Below are 19,373 nucleotides of genomic sequence, written 5' to 3' on the forward strand. Positions count from 1 at the left end.
GCGACTAACACCTCCACAAAACAAAAAGAGTCCGCCCTGCCCTGGCGAAAATCAGCACACACCTATATTGTGTATGCCAATCTTCAGCTTGGCAGAAACGAACACAATAATTTTCTATATATTTCTCTGTATTCAGAAACTGCATTATACATCACAATTAATCACCTGCAATTAACTAACTGACATTTCTTATACATCTTTAAATACAATATCCAAATTTCAATCTTAAATGACTCGTTTTTAACTTTAACTCACTATTTCAACATCAAGTACCCAAATTCCTGCCAATAAATAATAATATTTTAACTTAAACTCACGACTTTTTCATACGACAAATAACCCCTATACTTATCTAAGTAAGGAGTGATTTCGTATGGATATTACAGCATCCCGACTGCGGGAGCTTCGAAAAATAAAGCAGCTTTCACAGGAAAATGTGGCCAAATATCTTGGTATCACTCGAACAGCCTATAACAAGTATGAAAGTGGCGACATCAAACCTGTTCGAAAGCTAAATGAACTGGCTGTGCTGTTTAATGTCAGTGTTGATTACTTACTTGGCCGTGAGGAATCCACACTTGAAAGCAAGGTACGGGATGTATCTCCCCATATCAGCGACCAGCTTCAGAAATATCTGGATTTAAGCGATTCCGGCAAGGATATTGTGGATATTACCCTTAATGCCGTATACGATCAGGAAAATCGCCCAAATGAACCTCAATAGCACTATTACAACTCAACGCAATTATACAAAATGTCCCAGCAGGTTTTGTTTACCCGCTGGGACAATTTTTATGGTCGCTATTTATTTATCAATTCAAAAACCATTTTTGTTCTTTCACCAAAAACCAACTGATCTCCCGAGGCATAGAATTGGAAATGCATTTCCTGTCTTCGCCTCTCCTTATGCATTACAGGCAATTTGAAATCATTCAACGGCACCACATATACACAGCTCTCTCCCGGTGCCAAAGTATTTCCATAATAGTCCTTTGACTCTCCCCCGACACCATCTGTGGTCCATACACTAAGATAAGGATTTTCCCAAGGTGCGTTGCTCTTGTTTTCCACAGTGACGCGTACTTCCCAGTCATTTGGATAAGAGTCATCCCAATTTTTCCATATATTAGGCGGAATTGTAAAAAACGTCCCCCAATCATTTCTTGGTGTATCAAATCTATCCGTCCAAGCCCCCTGCCGTTCACCATTAAAATAATACTTGGCATAAACAGCATTTTGACCTGTTGTCTCATTATCAGCTTTTTCTTTCTTTGGCGCTGAGTTATTCTCTGGGGTGTTTGGCTTATTCTCAGCTGGTACAGGGCCATTTTCCTGTGATGGAACCTTATCCTTTTCAACCTCAGGTGCCTTTTCCTCTACGGAATGAATAGGCACCTTTTCTTTTACTTCCTCCATGATTTCTTCCACTGCGGGAGGAATGATTTTTTCTTGGTGAGAATGCCGCCAGTTAGACCATATTAGCAGAACAACAGCCATTGATGCTGCCACAATTCCTGCCACCTTTAACAGCTTGTTCCGTCTATGATACAGCAAATCATTCTTTAGTTCTGCAACGGATTGGTAACGGCTACGTGCATCCACTTCGGTGCATTTTTGCAGTATTGGTCTTAGCCAGCCATTATAATTCTCTCCCAGCATTTCCTTAAAGGTAATACCCAAGGAATAAATATCACTGCGTTGATCCGTCTGGCCATATCCGTATTGCTCCGGAGGTGCGTACCCCTTAGTTCCCAACAAACGGGTATCTTCCCTTTGATCCTCCTTTACAGTACGGGCAGCATCATAATCTATAAGCCTGACAAAGTCATGCCCGCCAACCGCTTGCAAAATTATATTGGATGGCTTTATGTCACGATGAATTATTCCCACCTTATGGAGCATAATTAAGCCGTCACAAAGCTGTAATAACAGTGCCTTTGCCCTTGCTTCCGTCAAATACCTCTTGTTTGCCAGCAGTTCTTCAAAGGATTCCCCATTTATAAATTCCTCCACCACGATGGTAGAGGCTTCATCCTCTGCACAGTATATAACCTCTGGCCACAGGGATTTGCCCATTGCCTTAAGGGACGAATAAGGCAGATTAGCCAGCTTAATATATTTTACAACCACAAAGCTGCCTGTGCTGTCAGCCGCCAGCCATACCTCTGCCTTCTCTGTCCGGTGGAGCAGACGCACTTTTTCATATTTGCTTTGTATAAATTCCTCTGCCAGCTGTATGGCAGTCTTGGAAGTCTCCTGCCCCATAATATCACCTTGCTTTGCTCGCTAAAGTATATTATCATACCACTTAGATTAATATAATAATATATCATTTCAGTTGGAGGGGCCATGAAAAATAAAACTACTGCCAGTCTGGAGCATGAGCTTAGCGAATCAAAGCGGGTTGAAGATTACCTGACTGCCAATGATTCCGAGCTTGTTAATCAGACCTTGAGTGAGCATCTGGAGGCGCTTATAAAAGAAAAAGGGCTAAACAAAGCCCTCATAATTGAACAATCTGGTCTGGATAAGGTATATGCTTATCACATTTTCGCGGGCCGTAAAAATACCTCCCGAAATAAAATATTGGCACTGGCCATTGCCATGGGACTGACACCTGATGAAACACAGCACCTCTTATATTATGCAAAGGCCGAAAGGCTATATGTGCGTAACAGCTGGGACAGTGTAATATGGCATGCCCTGGAAAATAAGCTTTCCGTATTGGAAACAAATCTCTTACTGGATAAGCTTGGAGAAACGAAGCTTCTGGATTAAACTAAATATGTCTCGACAGAAACCTCATCCACCGCCATTACAGTACCGCAGCGGTCCCCCTTCCCCAGAGGGGAAGGCTATTTTACTTGCATTTCGGCTGCGTCTACGGTATTCTGCATCAGCATAGCGATGGTGAGCAGGCCTACACCGCCTGGAACAGGAGTGATGGCACCGGCTACTTCCTTAACTGCGTCGAAGTCCACATCCCCCACCAGCTTTTTAGGAGCGATACGGTTGATGCCCACATCGATTACAGTGGCCCCAGGCTTAATCATGTCCGCAGTAACAAACCTTGGCTTGCCCACGGCGGCGACCACAATATCAGCTTCCTTTACCACCTCTGCCAGATTCGTGGTGCGGGAATGACAGACAGTAACTGTGGCATTTTTGCCCAAAAGCAGGTGAAGCATTGGCTTGCCCACAATATTGCTGCGGCCAATAATCACAGCCCTGGCCCCCTCCATAGGAATCTCAGCCAGCTCCAGCATACGGATACAGCCATGTGGTGTACATGGCACCAGAGCCTTCTGACCAGTAACAAGACGTCCCACATTCACAGGATGGAAGCCGTCTACATCCTTCAATGGGTTAATTGCTTCCAGCACCTCGGACTCATAAGGCTGCAATGCCTTTGGAAGGGGAAGCTGAACCAAAATACCATGAATCTTTGGATCGTTGTTAAGACGGTGAATTTCAGCAAGAAGCTCTTCGCGGGTAGTACTTTCAGGCATTTCCACGCCCTCAGAATAAAAGCCCAGCTCAGTGCAGGCCTTATGCTTATTTCTTACATAAACCTGAGAAGCGGGATTCTCCCCCACAATAATAACTGCCAGTCCCGGAGTAACGCCATATTTCTCCTTTAGCTGAGCAGCTCTCTTGCCTGCCTCCTCACGGATTTTAGCCGCAAAAATCTTGCCTTCCAATAATCTTGCCGTCATAACTTACACTCCCAATCTTACTTGAAATATACACTGGCCAAGGTAAAGAAAAACATGGCCACAGATACTATGCCATTTCGCATGTAATACTCTCTTGTAAAGGCACCAAAGCCCTTGATAGCAATGAGGCGGTGCTGGTAATAAAGCACAGCCGCAGAGACTACAACACCTAAATAATATATAGCCCCCAGCTCAAATAAAGTGCCCATATAAACGAATATCCCAAGGCACACCACATGGGTGAGCTTTGCCAAAATAAGGGCATTTTTTGCCCCAATAGCTGTAGCCATGGAATGAAGGCCATGTGCCTTATCAAATTCCTCATCCTGAGCACCATATACCACGTCAAAGCCCCCTATCCAGAGAGCCACTGCCACAAACAGAACAATCATTGGCCAGTCAATGGTGCCTGTGACAGCCACCCAGCCACCGGCAGGAGCCATAGCCACTGCAATACCGCACACATAGTGGCAAAAACAGGTTATACGCTTCATATATGGATAAACTATAAATGGCAGTGCCGCCACCGGCAGCAGCTTAATACAGATTGGATCCAGCTGCAGCACGGAAAAAATCAGCACAGCAAAGCAAATGACCACCAGCAAATAAATATCTTTTTTATTAAGCTGGCCTGCCACCATGGGACGTCCTTTAAAACGTGGCTGGTCCACATCGTATTTCAAATCAATAAGGTTATCAAGGGCCAAAGCTGCACTGCGGGCCGCCACAATGGTAAGGGTAATCCATACCATTATCATAATATCCGGCTTGCCATCAGCAGCCAAAAAGGCCGCCATATATGCAAAGGGAAGGGAAAAAACAGTCTGATAGAATGCCACATTGTTCAGATGAGCATCCACCTTCTGCCAAAAACTATTTATATTGTCAGTCAAGTCCAAGCTCCTTCCACTTTGAATCCACCAAATCCTTTATATCCTGGGTCATCTCAATTTCATCAGGCCATTCACGGGTATGGCCTTCCTCCGGCCAGGACTTGGTAGCATCAATACCCACCTTAGTACCCCATTTTGCCATAGGGGATGAATGGTCAAGGACATCAAGAGGTCCCTCCACCATTACCAGATCACGCTTGGCATCGATGTTATTGAATACGCGCCACCATACTTCCTTTGGATTCTGCACATCAACGTGAGCATCCACCACAATAATCATCTTTATGAACATCATCTGTCCCATTCCCCACAGGGCATTCATAACCTTCTTGGCCTGCATAGGATAGGTTTTCTTGATGGATACGAAAATGCAGTCGTGGAATACGCCCTCCAATGGCATATTTATGTCGATAATCTCCGGAATCGCCTGCTGAAGAAGTGGCAGGAAAATACGCTCCGTGGCCTTTGCCAGGAAGCAGTCCTCCATAGGAGGCTTGCCAACAATGGTAGACGGATAAATAGGATTCTTTCTATGGGTAATGCAGGTGATATGGAATACAGGGTAATAATCCGCCAGGGAATAATAGCCAGTATGGTCACCAAATGGCCCCTCCCAACGGGTTTCATCCACATCCACATAGCCCTCCAGAATAATCTCTGCGTGGGCAGGAACCTCTACATCAACGGTTTTGCACTTTACCATTTCCACGCCCTTGTGACGGAGGAAGCCAGCAAATACCATTTCATCAATATCACGAGGAAGTGGAGCTGTTGCAGCATAGGTCACCACAGGATCAGTACCGATGGCTACTGCCACCTCCATACGCTGCGCCCCCATAGACTTGGTGTCACGGTAGTTGTCCGCGCCGTTTTTATGGATATGCCAGTGCATACCGGTGGTTTTGCTGTCGTACTTCTGAAGGCGGTACATACCCACATTGCGCTTTCCCGTATTTGGATTTTTGGTAAAAATCAACGGCAAGGTTATGAAGCGGCCACCATCCTGAGGCCAGCACTTCAAAATCGGGAACTTGTCCAGAGATGGATTATCGGTGATAACCACTTCCTGACAAGGTGCCTTCTTCACATACTTAGGGAAATTAATAGCCCCCTTGGCAGTTGGAATTATGCTGAGCAAATCCATTTTATGGGAAACGGAAATGTAAGGAAGACGCAGGATTTCCCTCAGCTCATCCGCTATATCATCCAGTTTTTCCACACCAAAGGCAATAGCCATACGCTCCATGCTGCCAAAGGCATTCATGAGCACCGGCATATCGTAGCCCTTTACATTCTCAAAGAGCAGAGCGACATTTTTCTCCCCCTCCATTTTGGATACCCGGTCCGTTATCTCTGTAATCTCCAGCTCACAGTCCACCTCAGTCTTAATACGCTTCAGCAAACCGCGGCTCTCCAATTCAGCAATAAACTCCCGTAAATCCTTAAAAGCCATGCTTAGCCTCCTACTTTCTCAAAACAAATCTTACAACCAAATAACTCAATCCATAGAGTACCGTCAGTGGCAGCGCCAAAGTGATCTGAGACACTATATCCGGCGGTGTCAGCAGGGCACCAATGATGAAAGAAACAAAAAATACATACCTGAAATACTTTTTGAGCTGTTGGGAAGTTACCAGCCCAATGGCCGCCATAATTATAATAATCAATGGCAGCTCAAAGGCCAGCCCAAAGGGCAGCAGGAATGTAATTATAAAATCAAGATACTTCTCAATGGAAAACAGTGGCGATAAATCCTCTGAGCCCATCCCCATAAAGAATTTTATTCCAATAGGAACAATGAGGAAAAATGAAAAGGCCAGTCCAGCATAAAACAACATAATGGAGCTTGGGACCATGATCCCCAGCACCATCCGCTCCCGTCTGGTAAAGGCCGGCACAAAAAAACGCCAGATTTCATAAAAAACCACCGGAGTAGCTAATAAAAATCCGGAGAACAAAACCACCTTTGCATAGGAAAAAAAGGCCTCGCCAGGATGCATAAAATATAGCTTTCCCGCCGGTGCCAGCAAAAACTGCATTATTTCCTCATCAAAGACATAGGTTATACAGCTTCCCAACAGAACCGCCACAACACAGCGAATAAGACGCCGTCTCAGCTCTGTCAGATGGTCAATAATGGACATTTCATCATCATTATCCGGGATGGTGATTTCCTCAGTGTCAGCCATGCCCTCAGCTTCAATGTCCTCTAATCTTTCTTCATCTGCACCCATAATTATGCTTCATCCTTGGACTTATCTTTAGACTCAGCAGTGATATTGATAGTATCCTTATCCTCACTGCTGTTCTGTGCAGACTTAAATTCCTTAATGCTCTTGCCAAAGGCTTTGCCGATATCAGGCAGCTTACCAGGCCCAAAAATCACAAGACCAATAATTAAAATTAAAATAAGTTCCGGTACACCAAATCCACCAAACATAATATACCTCCTACGAACACATAACTTCTCTTTGATTATACCCTATTTGTTCATATTTTTCCCATACCAAGGGAAAATCTCTAACAAAATATCCCCTCCAGAAAATGAAGGGGATATATAATTATCACTGTTTATTTTTCTCATCAACCATACTGGAAGACTCAGCGGATTCATCCACCTTCTTTTCTTCAGTGGAAGCCTCCAGCTTCTTGGCAGTCTTTTCAGTAGGCTCTTCCTCCATGATGCCATTGGACACCTTGCGGAACTCCCTTATAGTTTTACCCAGGGATCTGCCCAATTCAGGCAGCTTGCCGGGACCAAACACAATAAGACCAATGATAAGAATAATAATAAGCTCTGGGGCACCTATGCCAAACATCACGTTACCTCCGTGAAAAAAACATATCTCTCTTAGAATTCTCTGCCAGCAATGAAATCAGCAGCCATCACATAGGCAGCTCTCACATCCTCAGGAATGCTCTCCGGTAAAACATTTCGCGCTCTGTCCAGATATTCCTCAACCTTATTCTTGGTAAAATCAATACCATCTGTTGCCCTTACAATTTCCAAAGCCCTGTCCAAGTCATCCTTGCTCATATTGCGATTAGTGACTATAGAAAGAAGCTCTTCCTTATCCGGAGAGGTTTCCAAAGCTCTGATAGCCGGCAAGGTAATAATGCCTTGAAGGATATCATTACCGGCTGGTTTGCCAATGGTCTTGGAATCACCGGTAAGATCCAGCAAATCATCAGTAAGCTGGAAAGCCATTCCTACACAATAACCGTAGTCGTACAAGGCCTGAACATCCTTTTCAGGGAGTCCCATCACATGACCGCCAAGCTGACAGCTGATAGCCAAAAAATTGGCAGTCTTCATGGCAATACGCTCATAATATTCCTCAGTATCACAGGAAGCCTTATAGATTTCCTTGTTCTGAATAAGCTCACCGGCAGAAAGATCCGCCAGCAATCTGGAAAGCTGGTTGTTTACTCTCTCACCATAGCCATTTTCCGTTACCAGCACAAAGGCTTTGGCAAAGAGATAATCTCCTGCCAAAATAGCCAGCTGGTTGCCCCACTTGGCATTGGCAGTAGCCTCACCACGACGGGTAGCGGCACTGTCCAAAACATCATCATGGACCAGGGAAGCCATGTGTATAAGCTCCAACGCCACAGCCAGTGGCATTACTCTTTTTAAATCGAAATTCTCACTGCAACGGGCAGCCAGAAAAAACATTGCTGGGCGCAATCTCTTGCCCCCGGCCTTTATCAGATGATTGCCAATCTCGGTGATGGTGGCAACCGGAGATACAACAGATTCATGTAAAGCTGTTTCCAGCTCAGCCAAATCTGACTTTATTATTTCAAATAACTTGTTAGCCAATTCTATCCCTCACACAAATAAACTAAGCCTTAATAATTCTACTATATATTGCATTGTTTTTCAAATAAAATGAGACTTATTCAACAGTATATGTGTCCGCTGAATTTAGTCGAATTTTACCCAGGGCCTTACGGATGCTTAACTGCCACATTTAAAGTGGGAGTTGTAGTAGCCGTTGGCATCGGAAAAACTTTGATTATCAGGCTATAGTCTTATTCGTGTCTAGTCACTTCAAACCGCTGTAATTTTACCTTTTCCGCAGGTGAAATCCCGCCTTTGCGTCTGGCAATGGAAATCTGCTCCTCCACAGTATCCACACCGTCCAGGTCTGGCAATAAAAGCCCTCTCCTATACCCATCCTCACTTGACACGATCACGCCATATCGCTTCACATCCAGCTGAGCAGGACTTTCTATCGCCTCAGGCTCTGATAACACATCCACATCATATACCAAATCATCCAATTCATCCTCTGTTACTGCCGGGAACCGCGGGTCACCAGTTCCGGCTGATATTGCATTAGCAATAATTTCTGATGCCAGACTATCCCTTACAGGCAATATAGTACCTATACATCCCCGAAGCTGACCTGCTTTTTTTATGGACACAAAAGCACCTGCCCTGGTATTAATCATTTCCTCCGGCAAGCCTTTAGGTACTTCAATATGTTTATGATAACGTACATAGCTTTCCAGACTTTTCCGTGCCAGCCTTAAATAATCATCTTCTTTTTTCCGTAGCTCTTCCATACTCTTTTTATGAGAATCCACAACCTGCTCACCTATGTTGCGCTTGACGTTCTCTCCCTTAGGGGTAAATCGTGCCACTCCATAGCCAACACCAAATGGTCCCTCACATGATAACAGCTCTGCATCCACATTCAGGCAATCAAAGGCTCCCGCCATTATCCAAAATGAACGCAGACCGCATTCTGCTGCACCCTCTGCCAGTTTGGACGGAGTTGTGAGCAATTCCAGAAAATCTCCTGAGGAAAAGCACTCTGCCATGCGCTGGTCAAAAACCGGTCCCTCTTTGGCAAAACCGTAAGGGCCATCCGACTTCAGCTTATGGGATAAATCACCGCTGGCCACTATCATCATGCGACGATTCATAATATCCGCTGTTTCCCTAAGAAGTACCCCTAAAGTATAGTGATGAATATTGGAAAGGCCGGAAAGACCTATACGCACAATCTTCCCGTTATATCCAGCCTTTTGGAGGAAATACAGGGGAATCATTGTCCCATGGTCCAAGTGGCTGTCCTGGCGCCCCAGAGTGCCCGCAGACAGCTTTATTTCTTCGGCGGTATTTGCCACCTGCTGAATGAATTCCTCGTCGTATTCAGCATGGAAAGCCAAATCAGGATGTCCAAAATTGGCAAAGCTACCCTCTACTAAGGTGCCTGAGGAAATTTGGATATAATCAGCATACATGGTGGCATGAGGGCTGGTAATAATCACCAAGTCAGGATTATTTTCCACGATCCAGGCTGCTACGCTCTTATATGCTTCTATAGTAGCAGAAATTTTATTTTCCTCACCTCTGCCAATCTCCGGCAAAATTAGTGGTGGATGTGGCACAACACATGCTCCAAGAAATGGCATACGAACACCTCCAAATTCTTTTTTACTTTTATATTACGACATCTTATAACAAAGTCCTTTTTTGTGTTTAATATTCCCATGTCAGACCCCGTAATAATAACAAAAAGACTGCCACGTTGAAATCAACACGGCAGTCATTTCTATTCAACAAATATTCAATTACTTATTGAAAATGTTCTTAAGAGCCTGCTTATTTACATCGCGGTTCAGCTGTGCCAAATAAGTAGTCAGCTTAATGTTCTTAGGGCAAACCTCTACGCAGTTCTGGGAGTTACCGCAGCTGGTAACACCGCCCTTGCCCATGAGAGCCTCAAGACGCTTTTCCTTGTCGAACTTTCCAAGTGGATGGAGGTTGAACAGGTAAGCCTGTACGGATGGAGATGCACCGATAAAGTCGGACTGAGGACCAACGTTAGGGCAAGCCTCCAAGCAGCAACCGCAAGTCATGCAGTGAGAAATCTCATAAGCAGTGGTTGCAGTGTAAGGATTCTGGATAGGAGCATCCTTAACTTCCCAGGAACCATCAACCTCAACCCAAGCCTGTACGCGCTTGAGGGACTCGAACATTACGGAACGGTCAATAAGGAGGTCACGGATTACAGGGAATGTTCTGGCTGGCTGCAGACGAATTGGCTGCTCCAGCTCATCGATCAGTGCGCAGCATGCCTGACGGGCACGACCGTTAATAACCATCATACAAGCGCCGCAAACCTTCTCCAGACAGTTGCACTCCCAAACTACTGGAGCAACCTTCTTGCCATCAGTAGTTACAGGGTTCTTCTGGATTTCCATCAGGGAAGCTACTACATTCAGAGCAGGACGATATGGAATCTCGAACTCCTGAGTGTAAGGCTTGCTGGTAGGGCTATCCTGACGCTCAATAATAAACTTAACTGTTTTCTTCTGTTCTGCCATTCTATTTTATCCCCCTATTACTCTTTCTTTGCAACAGCGTAGTTACGAGGACGTGCCTTAATGAGGGAGTGCTCAAACTCCTCATAAGTTACAACTGGCTCCTCAGTTGCTGCATCAAAGCTTACAACGGATGTAAACATGAACTTCTCATCGTTACGAGGATAGAACTGTAACTCGCCATCCTTCTCAATGCGCTTGCCATTTTCATCCAGCATAATCTTTGCATGTGCACCACGGGACTCATCACGGGAACGAGCAGACTTGGTGATAGCCATAGCATAGATAATCATGTTACGGAGCTGACGAACAAACATAGCCTCCTGGTTAGCCCAGTTGCCATGGTCAGTTACGCCGATGTTCTCCCAACGCTTCAGGATTTCCTTCAGCTTGCCGAGGCAGATATCCAGACCATTGTTATCACGCTCGATGGATACATACTCGTACATGATTTCGCCCATCTCCTGATGGAGCTTATGAGCATTCTCAGGACCGTTCATCTGACGGATCTTGTCGTACTCATCCTGAACTTCCTTGCGTGCAGCCTCGATTTCAGCATCGGAGATCTCGCACAGCTTGGATACGTTCTCCTTAGCCCACTTCATAGCCTCTGGACCGGAAACGGTACCGGAGTAAGCAGCGGACAGCAGAGAGTTGGCACCAAGACGGTTTGCACCATGATACTGATGGTCGCACTCACCGGAAGCCATGAGGCCAGGAATGTTGGTGAAATGCTTTCTATCTACATAGATACCGCCCATGGAGTAATGAACGGAAGGGAAAATCTCCATTGGAACCTTACGAGGATCCTTACCAACGAACTCAGTGTAAATCTCGATAATACCGCCCAGCTTACGCTCCAGATAATCTGCAGGAATGTGGGACAGATCGAGGTATACACGACGGTCATGGTTAATACCGAGGTCCATGTGAACGCAAACCTTGAAAATAGCACGGGATGCTACGTCACGAGGTACCAGGTTACCATAAGCTGGGTACATATCCTCAAGGAAGTACCAAGGCTTACCATCTCTGTAAACCCATACACGACCACCCTCACCGCGGCAAGCCTCTGACATCAGACGGTTCTTATCGGAGCCTGGGATTGCGGTTGGATGAATCTGAATGAACTCAGGGTTGGCAATCTTTGCGCCCTGCTGATAAACTGCAGAAACTGCAGAACCATTACAAATAGTGGAAGCGGTGCAACGGCCAAATACCTGACCAGGGCCACCGGTTGCAAGAATAACAACATCAGCCTTGAAAGCCTTGATTTCCATGGAGTTCATGCTCTGAGCAATGATACCACGGCAAACACCATTCTTATCCTTGAAGATCTTTACGAATTCCCAGAACTCGTACTTGGTTACGCCGCCCTTAACTTCCCAACGACGAACCTGCTCGTCAAGAGCATAGAGGAGCTGCTGACCAGTGGTGGAACCAGCAAAGCAGGTACGCTTGTTCTTCTGGCCACCGAAGTTACGGAGGTCAAGAACACCTTCTGGAGTACGGGTGAAAGGTACACCCATACGGTCAAACATCTTGATGAGCTTTGGAGCTGCCTCAACCATGCCCTTAACAGCCAGCTGGTCAGCCAGGAAGTCACCACCGTATACGGTGTCATCGAAATGCTCATAGATGGAATCGTGCTCACCCTTGGTATCCATGCAGGCATTAATACCACCCTGTGCACAGAGGGAGTGAGAACGCTTTACTGGGCAGTAAGAGAATAAATCTACTTCGCCGCCAGCTTCACAAATTTTAAGGGTAGCCATCAGACCTGATAAGCCGCCACCTACTACAATAATCTTATTTTTAGCCACGTAGGTTCTCTCCTTATAAATAAATCTTTACTACTACGACACTCTTACTTTATTACATGAAGTAAGAAGACATGAATGCCAAAGTGAAGAGGCACATGAGGGCACACAGACCCATAGCACCCTTGTCAACAACACACTGGGAACGAGGTCCCTTGGTGATACCCCAAGTCATGCAGAAGGTAGTAATACCATTGCAGAAATGGAAAATTGCAGCAAACATACCAAGAGCATACAAAGCAAATACAACTGGATTAGCCAAAGTGGACTGAACCAAAGCATAGCTGATATGCTCACCCAAGATGCCCTTAGTGTAAATACGAAGGTAACCAACATGCCAGATGAGGAATACTACCAAATACCAAGCAGTCCATCTCTGGAGAGCGAACTTCCAGTTACGGGAATAACCGTACTCACTAGGGTTGTTCTTAGCCTGCATAGCAATATATACACCGTAGATACCATGGAACAGGATAGGTACAGCGTAGAGGCAGATCTCAATGCCGAGGAAAATTGGCTGAGGAATCTGCTCCATCATTGCTAAGCCGTTATTGAACACCTCTGGGCCGCCCATTGCTGATGCATTTGTGAGCAAATGCTCAATCAGCACACCGCCGAGCATTACAAGTCCGCACAGGGAATGCAGTCGACGAAGATAAAAAGATACGTTAATCATTCTTGACCTCCTAAAATTTTCTTTCACACAGGAAAGTATTTAATATCATAACTTACGATATGGTTTCTGACCAATCTCGTAATAGTCATTACCCTCAGAATCGATAACTACGATTGCTGGGAAATCCTCAACCTCAAGAGCAGCAAGAGCCTCTGGGCCCAGCTCAGGGTAAGCGATAACGGTGTACTTCTTAACGGATTTTGCGATGAGGGCAGCAGCACCACCAACAGCAGCGAAGTAAGTAACGCCGTTTTCCTTCATGGACTCAACTACCTCTGGAGCACGGGAACCCTTACCGATCATACCCTTGATACCCTGCTCAAGCATGGTAGGGGTATACGCATCCATACGACCAGCAGTAGTAGGACCGCAGGAACCGATTGGATCGCCTGGCTTTGCAGGTGTAGGACCAAGATAGTAAACTATCTGATTATTCCAGTCGATTGGCAATTTCTCACCACGAGCCAGAGCCTCAGTCATAACCTTGTGTGCAGCATCACGGGCACTGTAGATAGTACCGGTAATGAGCACGCTGTCGCCAGCACGCAGCTTGCGGGAATCCTCTTCTTTAAGAGGAGTAGTTATACGAATTGTCTCAGCCATTATATAAACCTCCTATATTAAAGAACACGATGGGAATGACGGCAAGCATGGCAGCAGATGGTAACTGCTACTGGCAGGCCGGCAATATGAGTAGGACCCCACTCGATGTTTACAGCCAATGCGGAAGTAGTACCGCCAAGCTGAGGACCGATACCGGTCTTGTTAATAAGGCCGAGGAGCTCGTTCTCCAGTTCAGCGTAATCAGGATGAGCATTACGCTCAGTAATCTTACGCATGAGAGCGCGCTTGGAAAGATAAGCAGCCTGATCCATAGTGCCGCCGATACCTACACCAACAACCATTGGTGGACATGGGTTACAGCTTGCATGCTGGATAATATCCAGAACAGCCTTCTTAACACCCTCAACGCCATCAGCAGGAACCAGCATCTTGATACCGCCCTTGTTCTCGGAACCAAAGCCCTTGCAGGTCAGCTCAATCTTAAGCTGATCGCCTGGTACAATCTTGGTATAAATAATAGCTGGTGTGTTGTTCTGAGTGTTCTTACGGTCAAATAAAGGCTCAGCAACAACGGACTTGCGGAGATAACCCTCAGTGTAGCCCTTAGCAACGCCAGCGTTGATAGCTTCTGTCAGATCGCCACCTTCGATATGAAGATCCTGACCTACCTCAAGGAAAATAATGGTCATACCAGTATCCTGGCAGATAGGACGATCCTCAGCTCTAGCAATCTCAGAGTTGCGAATGATCTGATCAAGAACAACCTGACCAACTGGAGACTCTTCTGTCTCACGGCCCTTTTTAAGAGCTTCATACACGTCCTGAGGTAAATAGTAGGCAGCTTCCTTACACATCTGCGCTACTTCTGCTGTGATCTGTTCAACATTGATCGTACGCAAATTAAACCCTCCCTAATATAATAAAAAAATTACACTCGCATACATATCTCATATTATCATACTTTTAATGTGCTTTCAAGCCAATAACCACAAGGGTTTGCCACTAAAAAGATGAATGGTATTCGTAATTTTTGCTTGGTCGTCTGACAATTCAGTGATAATCGGTGTTTATATAATATTCGCCTTATCATTAGCATATTTTACCGACGAAAAAAAAAATAAAACTTTTTATTCCCGACCAACTTTCCAAACTAAATCATTGCCCAAAATATCCTTTTCATAGGATATAAGTTCATCGGTGCCTTTTTCTGCCAGTGCAAGTAAATTATCCATTTCGTCACGACTAAACGGTCTGCCCTCGCCGGTACCCTGAACCTCCACGAACTGGCCCATGCCAGTACGCACCACATTCATGTCCACAATACAGCTGGAGTCCTCCTCATAATTTAAATCAAGTACAGGCTCACCCGATGCTGAAATTCCCACGCTGATGGCAGACAAAAAATCTTTTACAGGGAAAGGCTTAGTGCCATCATAAATGGTTGCACAGGCCTCCACCACTGCTATAAATGCACCTGTAATAGAAGCAGTACGAGTACCGCCATCCGCCTGGATAACATCACAGTCAACAGTAACAGTTCTTTCTCCCAAAGCCTTTAAATCCATAACAGAACGCAAGCTACGGCCAATGAGGCGCTGAATTTCCTGGGTACGGCCAGTTTGCTTTCCACGGGCAGCCTCTCTGGAAGTACGGGTATTGGTAGCACTTGGCAACAGGGAATATTCAGCTGTAAGCCATCCTTCTCCTGTTCCCTTTAAAAAGCTGGGCACGCGGTCCTCGATAGTTGCAGCACAAATCACCTTGGTGTTGCCCATTTCAATAAGAACGGAGCCGGCGGGGTGAATCTGAAAATGACGGTTTATTTTGTATTTACGGAGCTGGTCATTCTTACGGCCATCTTTTCTTTCCATATTTTCCTCCTTAGAAAAAATCCCCGCCACCTATATGGGCGACGGGGCACTAAAATCTTAACTATTCTGTTCCTGGTACTGTCTAAAGTTCTTGATAATAACAATTGGGGTCTTCTGGGAAGCGTTACCAAAAGGATTATCGATCAGAAGATTAGCCGCCATAAGGCCATTGAGGCCCTTGGACTGACCTACTACACGGGAACGCTTCAAGTCATTTACGTCAGCAATAAGACCGCCAAAGCAGCCAAGACGCTCCTTGAGCTGTTCCACAACCTTGTCAGGATCCTTTGGACCATAAACAATGTGCTTGTCAAATGGTGGCATAGTACCGGTAACATCATCAATAAGAGCTGTCTGCTCACCGCCCCACTTGTAGAATAAGCCATTGGCACCAACCAATTTACCGAAAAAGCCCAGGAACAACGCCCCAGCTACGCGCCACTTACCTTCCACATCCATCAGGGACTGCATTCCGTGTGGGCTGGCCAAGGAGCCATAATCAGGAATAAATCGGCAGCAGAAACGAGCCACCCTGGTAATATTCAAATCCTCCGGACGAACTGCACGCCCCTGGGTAATTGCCACTACACTTTCTGCCACGGAAATTACATCATCCGGTCCAATCTTGCCCTTGGTATAACGCTCAACTGTATCAATAATATTATCCTTATCAGTGAGAATCCTGGTAGGAATTGGAATCAGTTCAATTTTTACATCATTACTCATCTCAAATGCCCTCCTTATGCTTCCACCAGTTCTGTACCGGCAAGCTTGGCCAGCTCTGCCGCAGGTACCTCAATACGCACCTGACGATAGTTGGCCACACGACGACCGGTTTCCAGCCAAATAATCTGGAAATTGAAGTCAGGCATTTTAGAAATAGCTTCTTTTATAGTCATACCATGACGGGCAGTCAACTTAACCTGAGCTTTAATAAAGGCATGGTCAAGATTGTTCTCATAGCCTTTTCTCTGAATAATATACGCCTCAAAATAATCATCCTCACGGGGAGCTGACAAAAGCTCTGCATGACCCTTAAGCTCAAGGCCATCATACTGCTCATAAGGAAGCTGTGGACGCACAAAACAATCCATTAATGTTGCACACTGCTTGCCTTCATTCACGAACTCAATATCGGTACTGAAGGTCAGGCTGTCCTCAGTCTGTTCATCAACCTTAAAATCAGTTCTGCTGTCTGTCTTGGCAATAATCTCCTCAATTCCCAAATGGGAAAAATACAATTTCACCAGAGCTACAACCAGAACTGCAATAGCGATAATACATAATAAAATGGTTTCCATAAATTATTCCTCCAAATTACTAATGCTTCATTATGGCTCAATCAAGCATAGCCTTTAATTTGTTATAGTAAGCATCCGGCAAACGGGTAATCTTGCCGGTCTCCATTGAAGTAAACACGTTCTGTGTTCTGCCGCTTACCAGCAGAGTATCATCAGATGCCCGTAAAATACGATAGGTAAAGGCCATCTTTGCCTTGGTAAGAGCCTCTGGTGTTGTTTCGATAATCAGTTCATCATCAAATTTTGCAGAATTGACATATTTGGCACTAACCTCTGTAATGGGGAAAACAAAGCCGTCATCCATCAACTGATTCAGTGTAATGCCTGCCTCACGGAGAAATTCCACACGACCAATTTCAAACCATCTAATGTAATTTGAATGGTGCACCACAGACATAGCATCCGTGTCATAAAAGTTAACCTTGTGGCGTACTGTTGTGACCACAACATCATCTCCTCATTTTTCATTCTTTTACAACTTATTTAGAATAAAACTATACCAACTGAATGTCAAGGCGAAAATAAAACACCTGCACAAAAAGCACAGGTGTTGTAATGATATAAAAAATAAAAATCAATGATCCACGTCCACAGGCTTAACCTTGGCACAGATTATAACCATAACCACTGCCAAAATAGCAGCCGCAGTGCCCAGACCATACCAGCCATTCATGGTATAGCCATCAACCATATAACCGACGAAGCTGGCACTGGCAACAATCAGCACATACGGAATCTGAGTTCCTACGTGATCCAGATGACTGCACTGGGCACCGGCAGAGGCCAGAATAGTGGTATCGGAAATCGGCGATGCGTGGTCGCCCCCTACAGCACCGGATAGAATTGCCGCTACTGTAATTGCCAGCATATTAGCATCATTTGGTCCAATGACAGCTACCGCAATCGGAATGAGAATACCAAAGGTACCCCATGAGGTGCCAGTAGCAAAAGCCAAAATAATTGCTACCACAAAGAAGATAACTGGCAGGAACATAACCACATCAGCATTTGCACTTACCAGCATACCTACATAGCCACCCAAATTCAAATACTTCTCGCTGCAGATGCCGGACAGAGTCCATGCAAAGCAGAGAATCAGATTGGCAGGAGTCATGGCCTTGAAGCCCTGAACGAAGGTTTCGCAGAAGGACTTAAAGGTTATAACACGCCGTGGCAGATACAACAACGCAGTAAATACAAAGGCAGTAAAGGAACCAAATACCAATCCCTTGGAGCTGTCGCAGTCAGCAAAAGCCTCGGCAATTGTCTTTCCTTCATTGATGCCGCCGGTGTAAAGCATACCATATATACATGCCCCAATCAGAACAAGCAGTGGCAGAATAAGGTCAATAATCCGGCCGTTACCGGCAGGTCCTTCCTGCTCACAATCACGATATTCCTTAGGAACAATGAAGTTCTCCTGGTTTTTCTTGACATAAGCCGCCATTGCAAACACATCACGCTGGGAAACAATGATGAACACCATAAATGCCATAGTCAGTAATGCATAAAGATTAAATGGGATTGTCTGCAGGAAAAGGCCAAAACCGTCTATTGTACTGTCCTCCGGCAAAGAAGAGCCTACAGCTGCTGCCCAGCTGGATACAGGAGCCAAAATACAAATTGGTGCCGCAGTGGCATCAATAATATAGGCCAGCTTCGCCCGGGAAATCTTGAATTTATCTGTAATCGGACGCATTACAGTACCTACAGTCAGACAGTTGAAATAATCGTCAATAAAAATAACGATACCCAAAAAAGCGGTAAGCAGCATTGCACTGCGGCGTCCCTTGATATTCTCCGCTGCCCACTCACCATATGCCCGGGTAGCTCCGGAGCGGGTAATGGCAGCTACGATAATACCAAGAATTACCAAAAATACCAGTATATTGACGTTTCCGCCCACCTTGTCGGCCAGCACATCAAACATCGTCATAACTGCTTCAATAACATTGAAATTTGTATATAACAAAGCACCGGATAAAATACCGATAAGCAGTGACATATACACTTCCTTTGTCGCCAATGCCAGCACAATAGTGATTATAGGTGGCAATATTGACCATACAGATTCTACCATGTGTTTTTCCTACTTTCTTTTATTGAGAATAAATACTCATTTATTTTAATACAAAATACATTTTTTCTCAACTAAAAATATATATTTCGGATACTTAATATAACAATTAAGCA

General features: G+C 45.2%; 20 protein-coding genes and 1 pseudogene. 2 read left to right on the top strand and 19 right to left on the bottom strand.

Annotated elements, in window-relative coordinates:
* Positions 1-373 precede the first annotated feature (373 nt).
* Positions 374-724 carry a helix-turn-helix domain-containing protein gene (locus ACKI5G_RS06275; RefSeq protein WP_407398672.1) on the top strand — a complete coding sequence of 117 codons (351 nt, stop codon included), beginning with the start codon at positions 374-376 and terminating at the stop codon, positions 722-724.
* A gap of 77 nt (positions 725-801) precedes the next feature.
* Here the strand turns inward: ACKI5G_RS06275 and ACKI5G_RS06280 are convergent, their stop codons facing one another.
* On the bottom strand, positions 802-2,265 hold the full coding sequence (locus ACKI5G_RS06280; protein WP_407398674.1) for a serine/threonine-protein kinase: 1,464 nt from the start codon (positions 2,263-2,265) through the stop codon (positions 802-804).
* Positions 2,266-2,349: 84 nt separating this feature from the next.
* On the opposite strand from ACKI5G_RS06280, the gene ACKI5G_RS06285 reads away from it, so the two are divergent.
* A complete protein-coding gene (locus ACKI5G_RS06285; RefSeq protein WP_407398676.1) occupies positions 2,350-2,778 on the top strand; it encodes a hypothetical protein in 429 nt (142 codons plus the stop codon).
* A 77-nt stretch (positions 2,779-2,855) separates the two neighbouring features.
* Here the strand turns inward: ACKI5G_RS06285 and folD are convergent, their stop codons facing one another.
* The 18 genes and pseudogenes from folD to ACKI5G_RS06375 form a co-directional block, all read right to left on the bottom strand.
* Positions 2,856-3,716, bottom strand: coding sequence for a bifunctional methylenetetrahydrofolate dehydrogenase/methenyltetrahydrofolate cyclohydrolase FolD (gene folD / locus ACKI5G_RS06290; protein WP_407398678.1), 861 nt, complete (start codon positions 3,714-3,716; stop codon positions 2,856-2,858).
* Between the two features lie 17 nt (positions 3,717-3,733).
* Positions 3,734-4,609, bottom strand: coding sequence for a 4-hydroxybenzoate octaprenyltransferase (locus ACKI5G_RS06295; protein ID WP_407398680.1), 876 nt, complete (start codon positions 4,607-4,609; stop codon positions 3,734-3,736).
* Entirely contained in the window at positions 4,602-6,062 is a 1,461-nt protein-coding gene (locus ACKI5G_RS06300) for a menaquinone biosynthesis decarboxylase (RefSeq protein ID WP_407398682.1), read from the bottom strand. The genes ACKI5G_RS06295 and ACKI5G_RS06300 overlap by 8 nt, the downstream gene beginning before the upstream one ends.
* A 10-nt stretch (positions 6,063-6,072) precedes the next feature.
* Positions 6,073-6,843, bottom strand: a complete 771-nt coding sequence (gene tatC / locus ACKI5G_RS06305; RefSeq protein WP_407398684.1) for a twin-arginine translocase subunit TatC — start codon at positions 6,841-6,843, stop codon at positions 6,073-6,075.
* Positions 6,844-6,845: 2 nt separating this feature from the next.
* Positions 6,846-7,049 carry a twin-arginine translocase TatA/TatE family subunit gene (gene tatA / locus ACKI5G_RS06310; RefSeq protein ID WP_407398686.1) on the bottom strand — a complete coding sequence of 68 codons (204 nt, stop codon included), beginning with the start codon at positions 7,047-7,049 and terminating at the stop codon, positions 6,846-6,848.
* A 246-nt stretch (positions 7,050-7,295) separates the two neighbouring features.
* A pseudogene (gene tatA, locus ACKI5G_RS06315) lies at positions 7,296-7,428 on the bottom strand (twin-arginine translocase TatA/TatE family subunit); the annotation flags it as partial.
* 32 nt (positions 7,429-7,460) lie between these two features.
* Positions 7,461-8,432, bottom strand: a complete 972-nt coding sequence (locus ACKI5G_RS06320; RefSeq protein WP_407398688.1) for a polyprenyl synthetase family protein — start codon at positions 8,430-8,432, stop codon at positions 7,461-7,463.
* A gap of 212 nt (positions 8,433-8,644) precedes the next feature.
* A complete protein-coding gene (amrA, locus tag ACKI5G_RS06325; RefSeq protein WP_407398690.1) occupies positions 8,645-10,036 on the bottom strand; it encodes an AmmeMemoRadiSam system protein A in 1,392 nt (463 codons plus the stop codon).
* A gap of 159 nt (positions 10,037-10,195) precedes the next feature.
* Complete coding sequence (gene sdhB / locus ACKI5G_RS06330) at positions 10,196-10,951, bottom strand: succinate dehydrogenase iron-sulfur subunit (protein ID WP_407398692.1); 756 nt, start codon at positions 10,949-10,951, stop codon at positions 10,196-10,198.
* 17 nt (positions 10,952-10,968) lie between these two features.
* Positions 10,969-12,723: a succinate dehydrogenase flavoprotein subunit gene (gene sdhA, locus ACKI5G_RS06335; RefSeq protein ID WP_407398726.1), complete on the bottom strand. Its 1,755-nt coding sequence runs from the start codon at positions 12,721-12,723 to the stop codon at positions 10,969-10,971.
* Between the two features lie 100 nt (positions 12,724-12,823).
* A complete protein-coding gene (locus ACKI5G_RS06340) occupies positions 12,824-13,444 on the bottom strand; it encodes a succinate dehydrogenase (RefSeq protein ID WP_407398694.1) in 621 nt (206 codons plus the stop codon).
* A gap of 45 nt (positions 13,445-13,489) precedes the next feature.
* Positions 13,490-14,047: a Fe-S-containing hydro-lyase gene (locus ACKI5G_RS06345; protein ID WP_407398696.1), complete on the bottom strand. Its 558-nt coding sequence runs from the start codon at positions 14,045-14,047 to the stop codon at positions 13,490-13,492.
* Positions 14,048-14,064: 17 nt separating this feature from the next.
* Positions 14,065-14,907 (bottom strand): fumarate hydratase, encoded by an 843-nt coding sequence (locus tag ACKI5G_RS06350; RefSeq protein WP_407398698.1) that lies wholly within the window; start codon positions 14,905-14,907, stop codon positions 14,065-14,067.
* A gap of 228 nt (positions 14,908-15,135) precedes the next feature.
* On the bottom strand, positions 15,136-15,879 hold the full coding sequence (gene rph, locus ACKI5G_RS06355) for a ribonuclease PH (RefSeq protein WP_407398700.1): 744 nt from the start codon (positions 15,877-15,879) through the stop codon (positions 15,136-15,138).
* Between the two features lie 57 nt (positions 15,880-15,936).
* Positions 15,937-16,605, bottom strand: coding sequence for a F420-0:Gamma-glutamyl ligase (locus tag ACKI5G_RS06360; protein WP_407398702.1), 669 nt, complete (start codon positions 16,603-16,605; stop codon positions 15,937-15,939).
* A gap of 14 nt (positions 16,606-16,619) precedes the next feature.
* Positions 16,620-17,180, bottom strand: a complete 561-nt coding sequence (locus ACKI5G_RS06365) for a hypothetical protein (RefSeq protein WP_407398704.1) — start codon at positions 17,178-17,180, stop codon at positions 16,620-16,622.
* 37 nt (positions 17,181-17,217) lie between these two features.
* Positions 17,218-17,625: an acyl-CoA thioesterase gene (locus ACKI5G_RS06370; protein WP_407398706.1), complete on the bottom strand. Its 408-nt coding sequence runs from the start codon at positions 17,623-17,625 to the stop codon at positions 17,218-17,220.
* Between the two features lie 129 nt (positions 17,626-17,754).
* Positions 17,755-19,260 (bottom strand): Na+/H+ antiporter NhaC family protein, encoded by a 1,506-nt coding sequence (locus tag ACKI5G_RS06375; RefSeq protein WP_407398708.1) that lies wholly within the window; start codon positions 19,258-19,260, stop codon positions 17,755-17,757.
* Between the last annotated feature and the right edge of the window lie 113 nt (positions 19,261-19,373).

It is taken from the genome of Anaerovibrio sp. (genome assembly GCF_045637405.1).
GTDB lineage: Bacteria > Bacillota > Negativicutes > Selenomonadales > Selenomonadaceae > Anaerovibrio.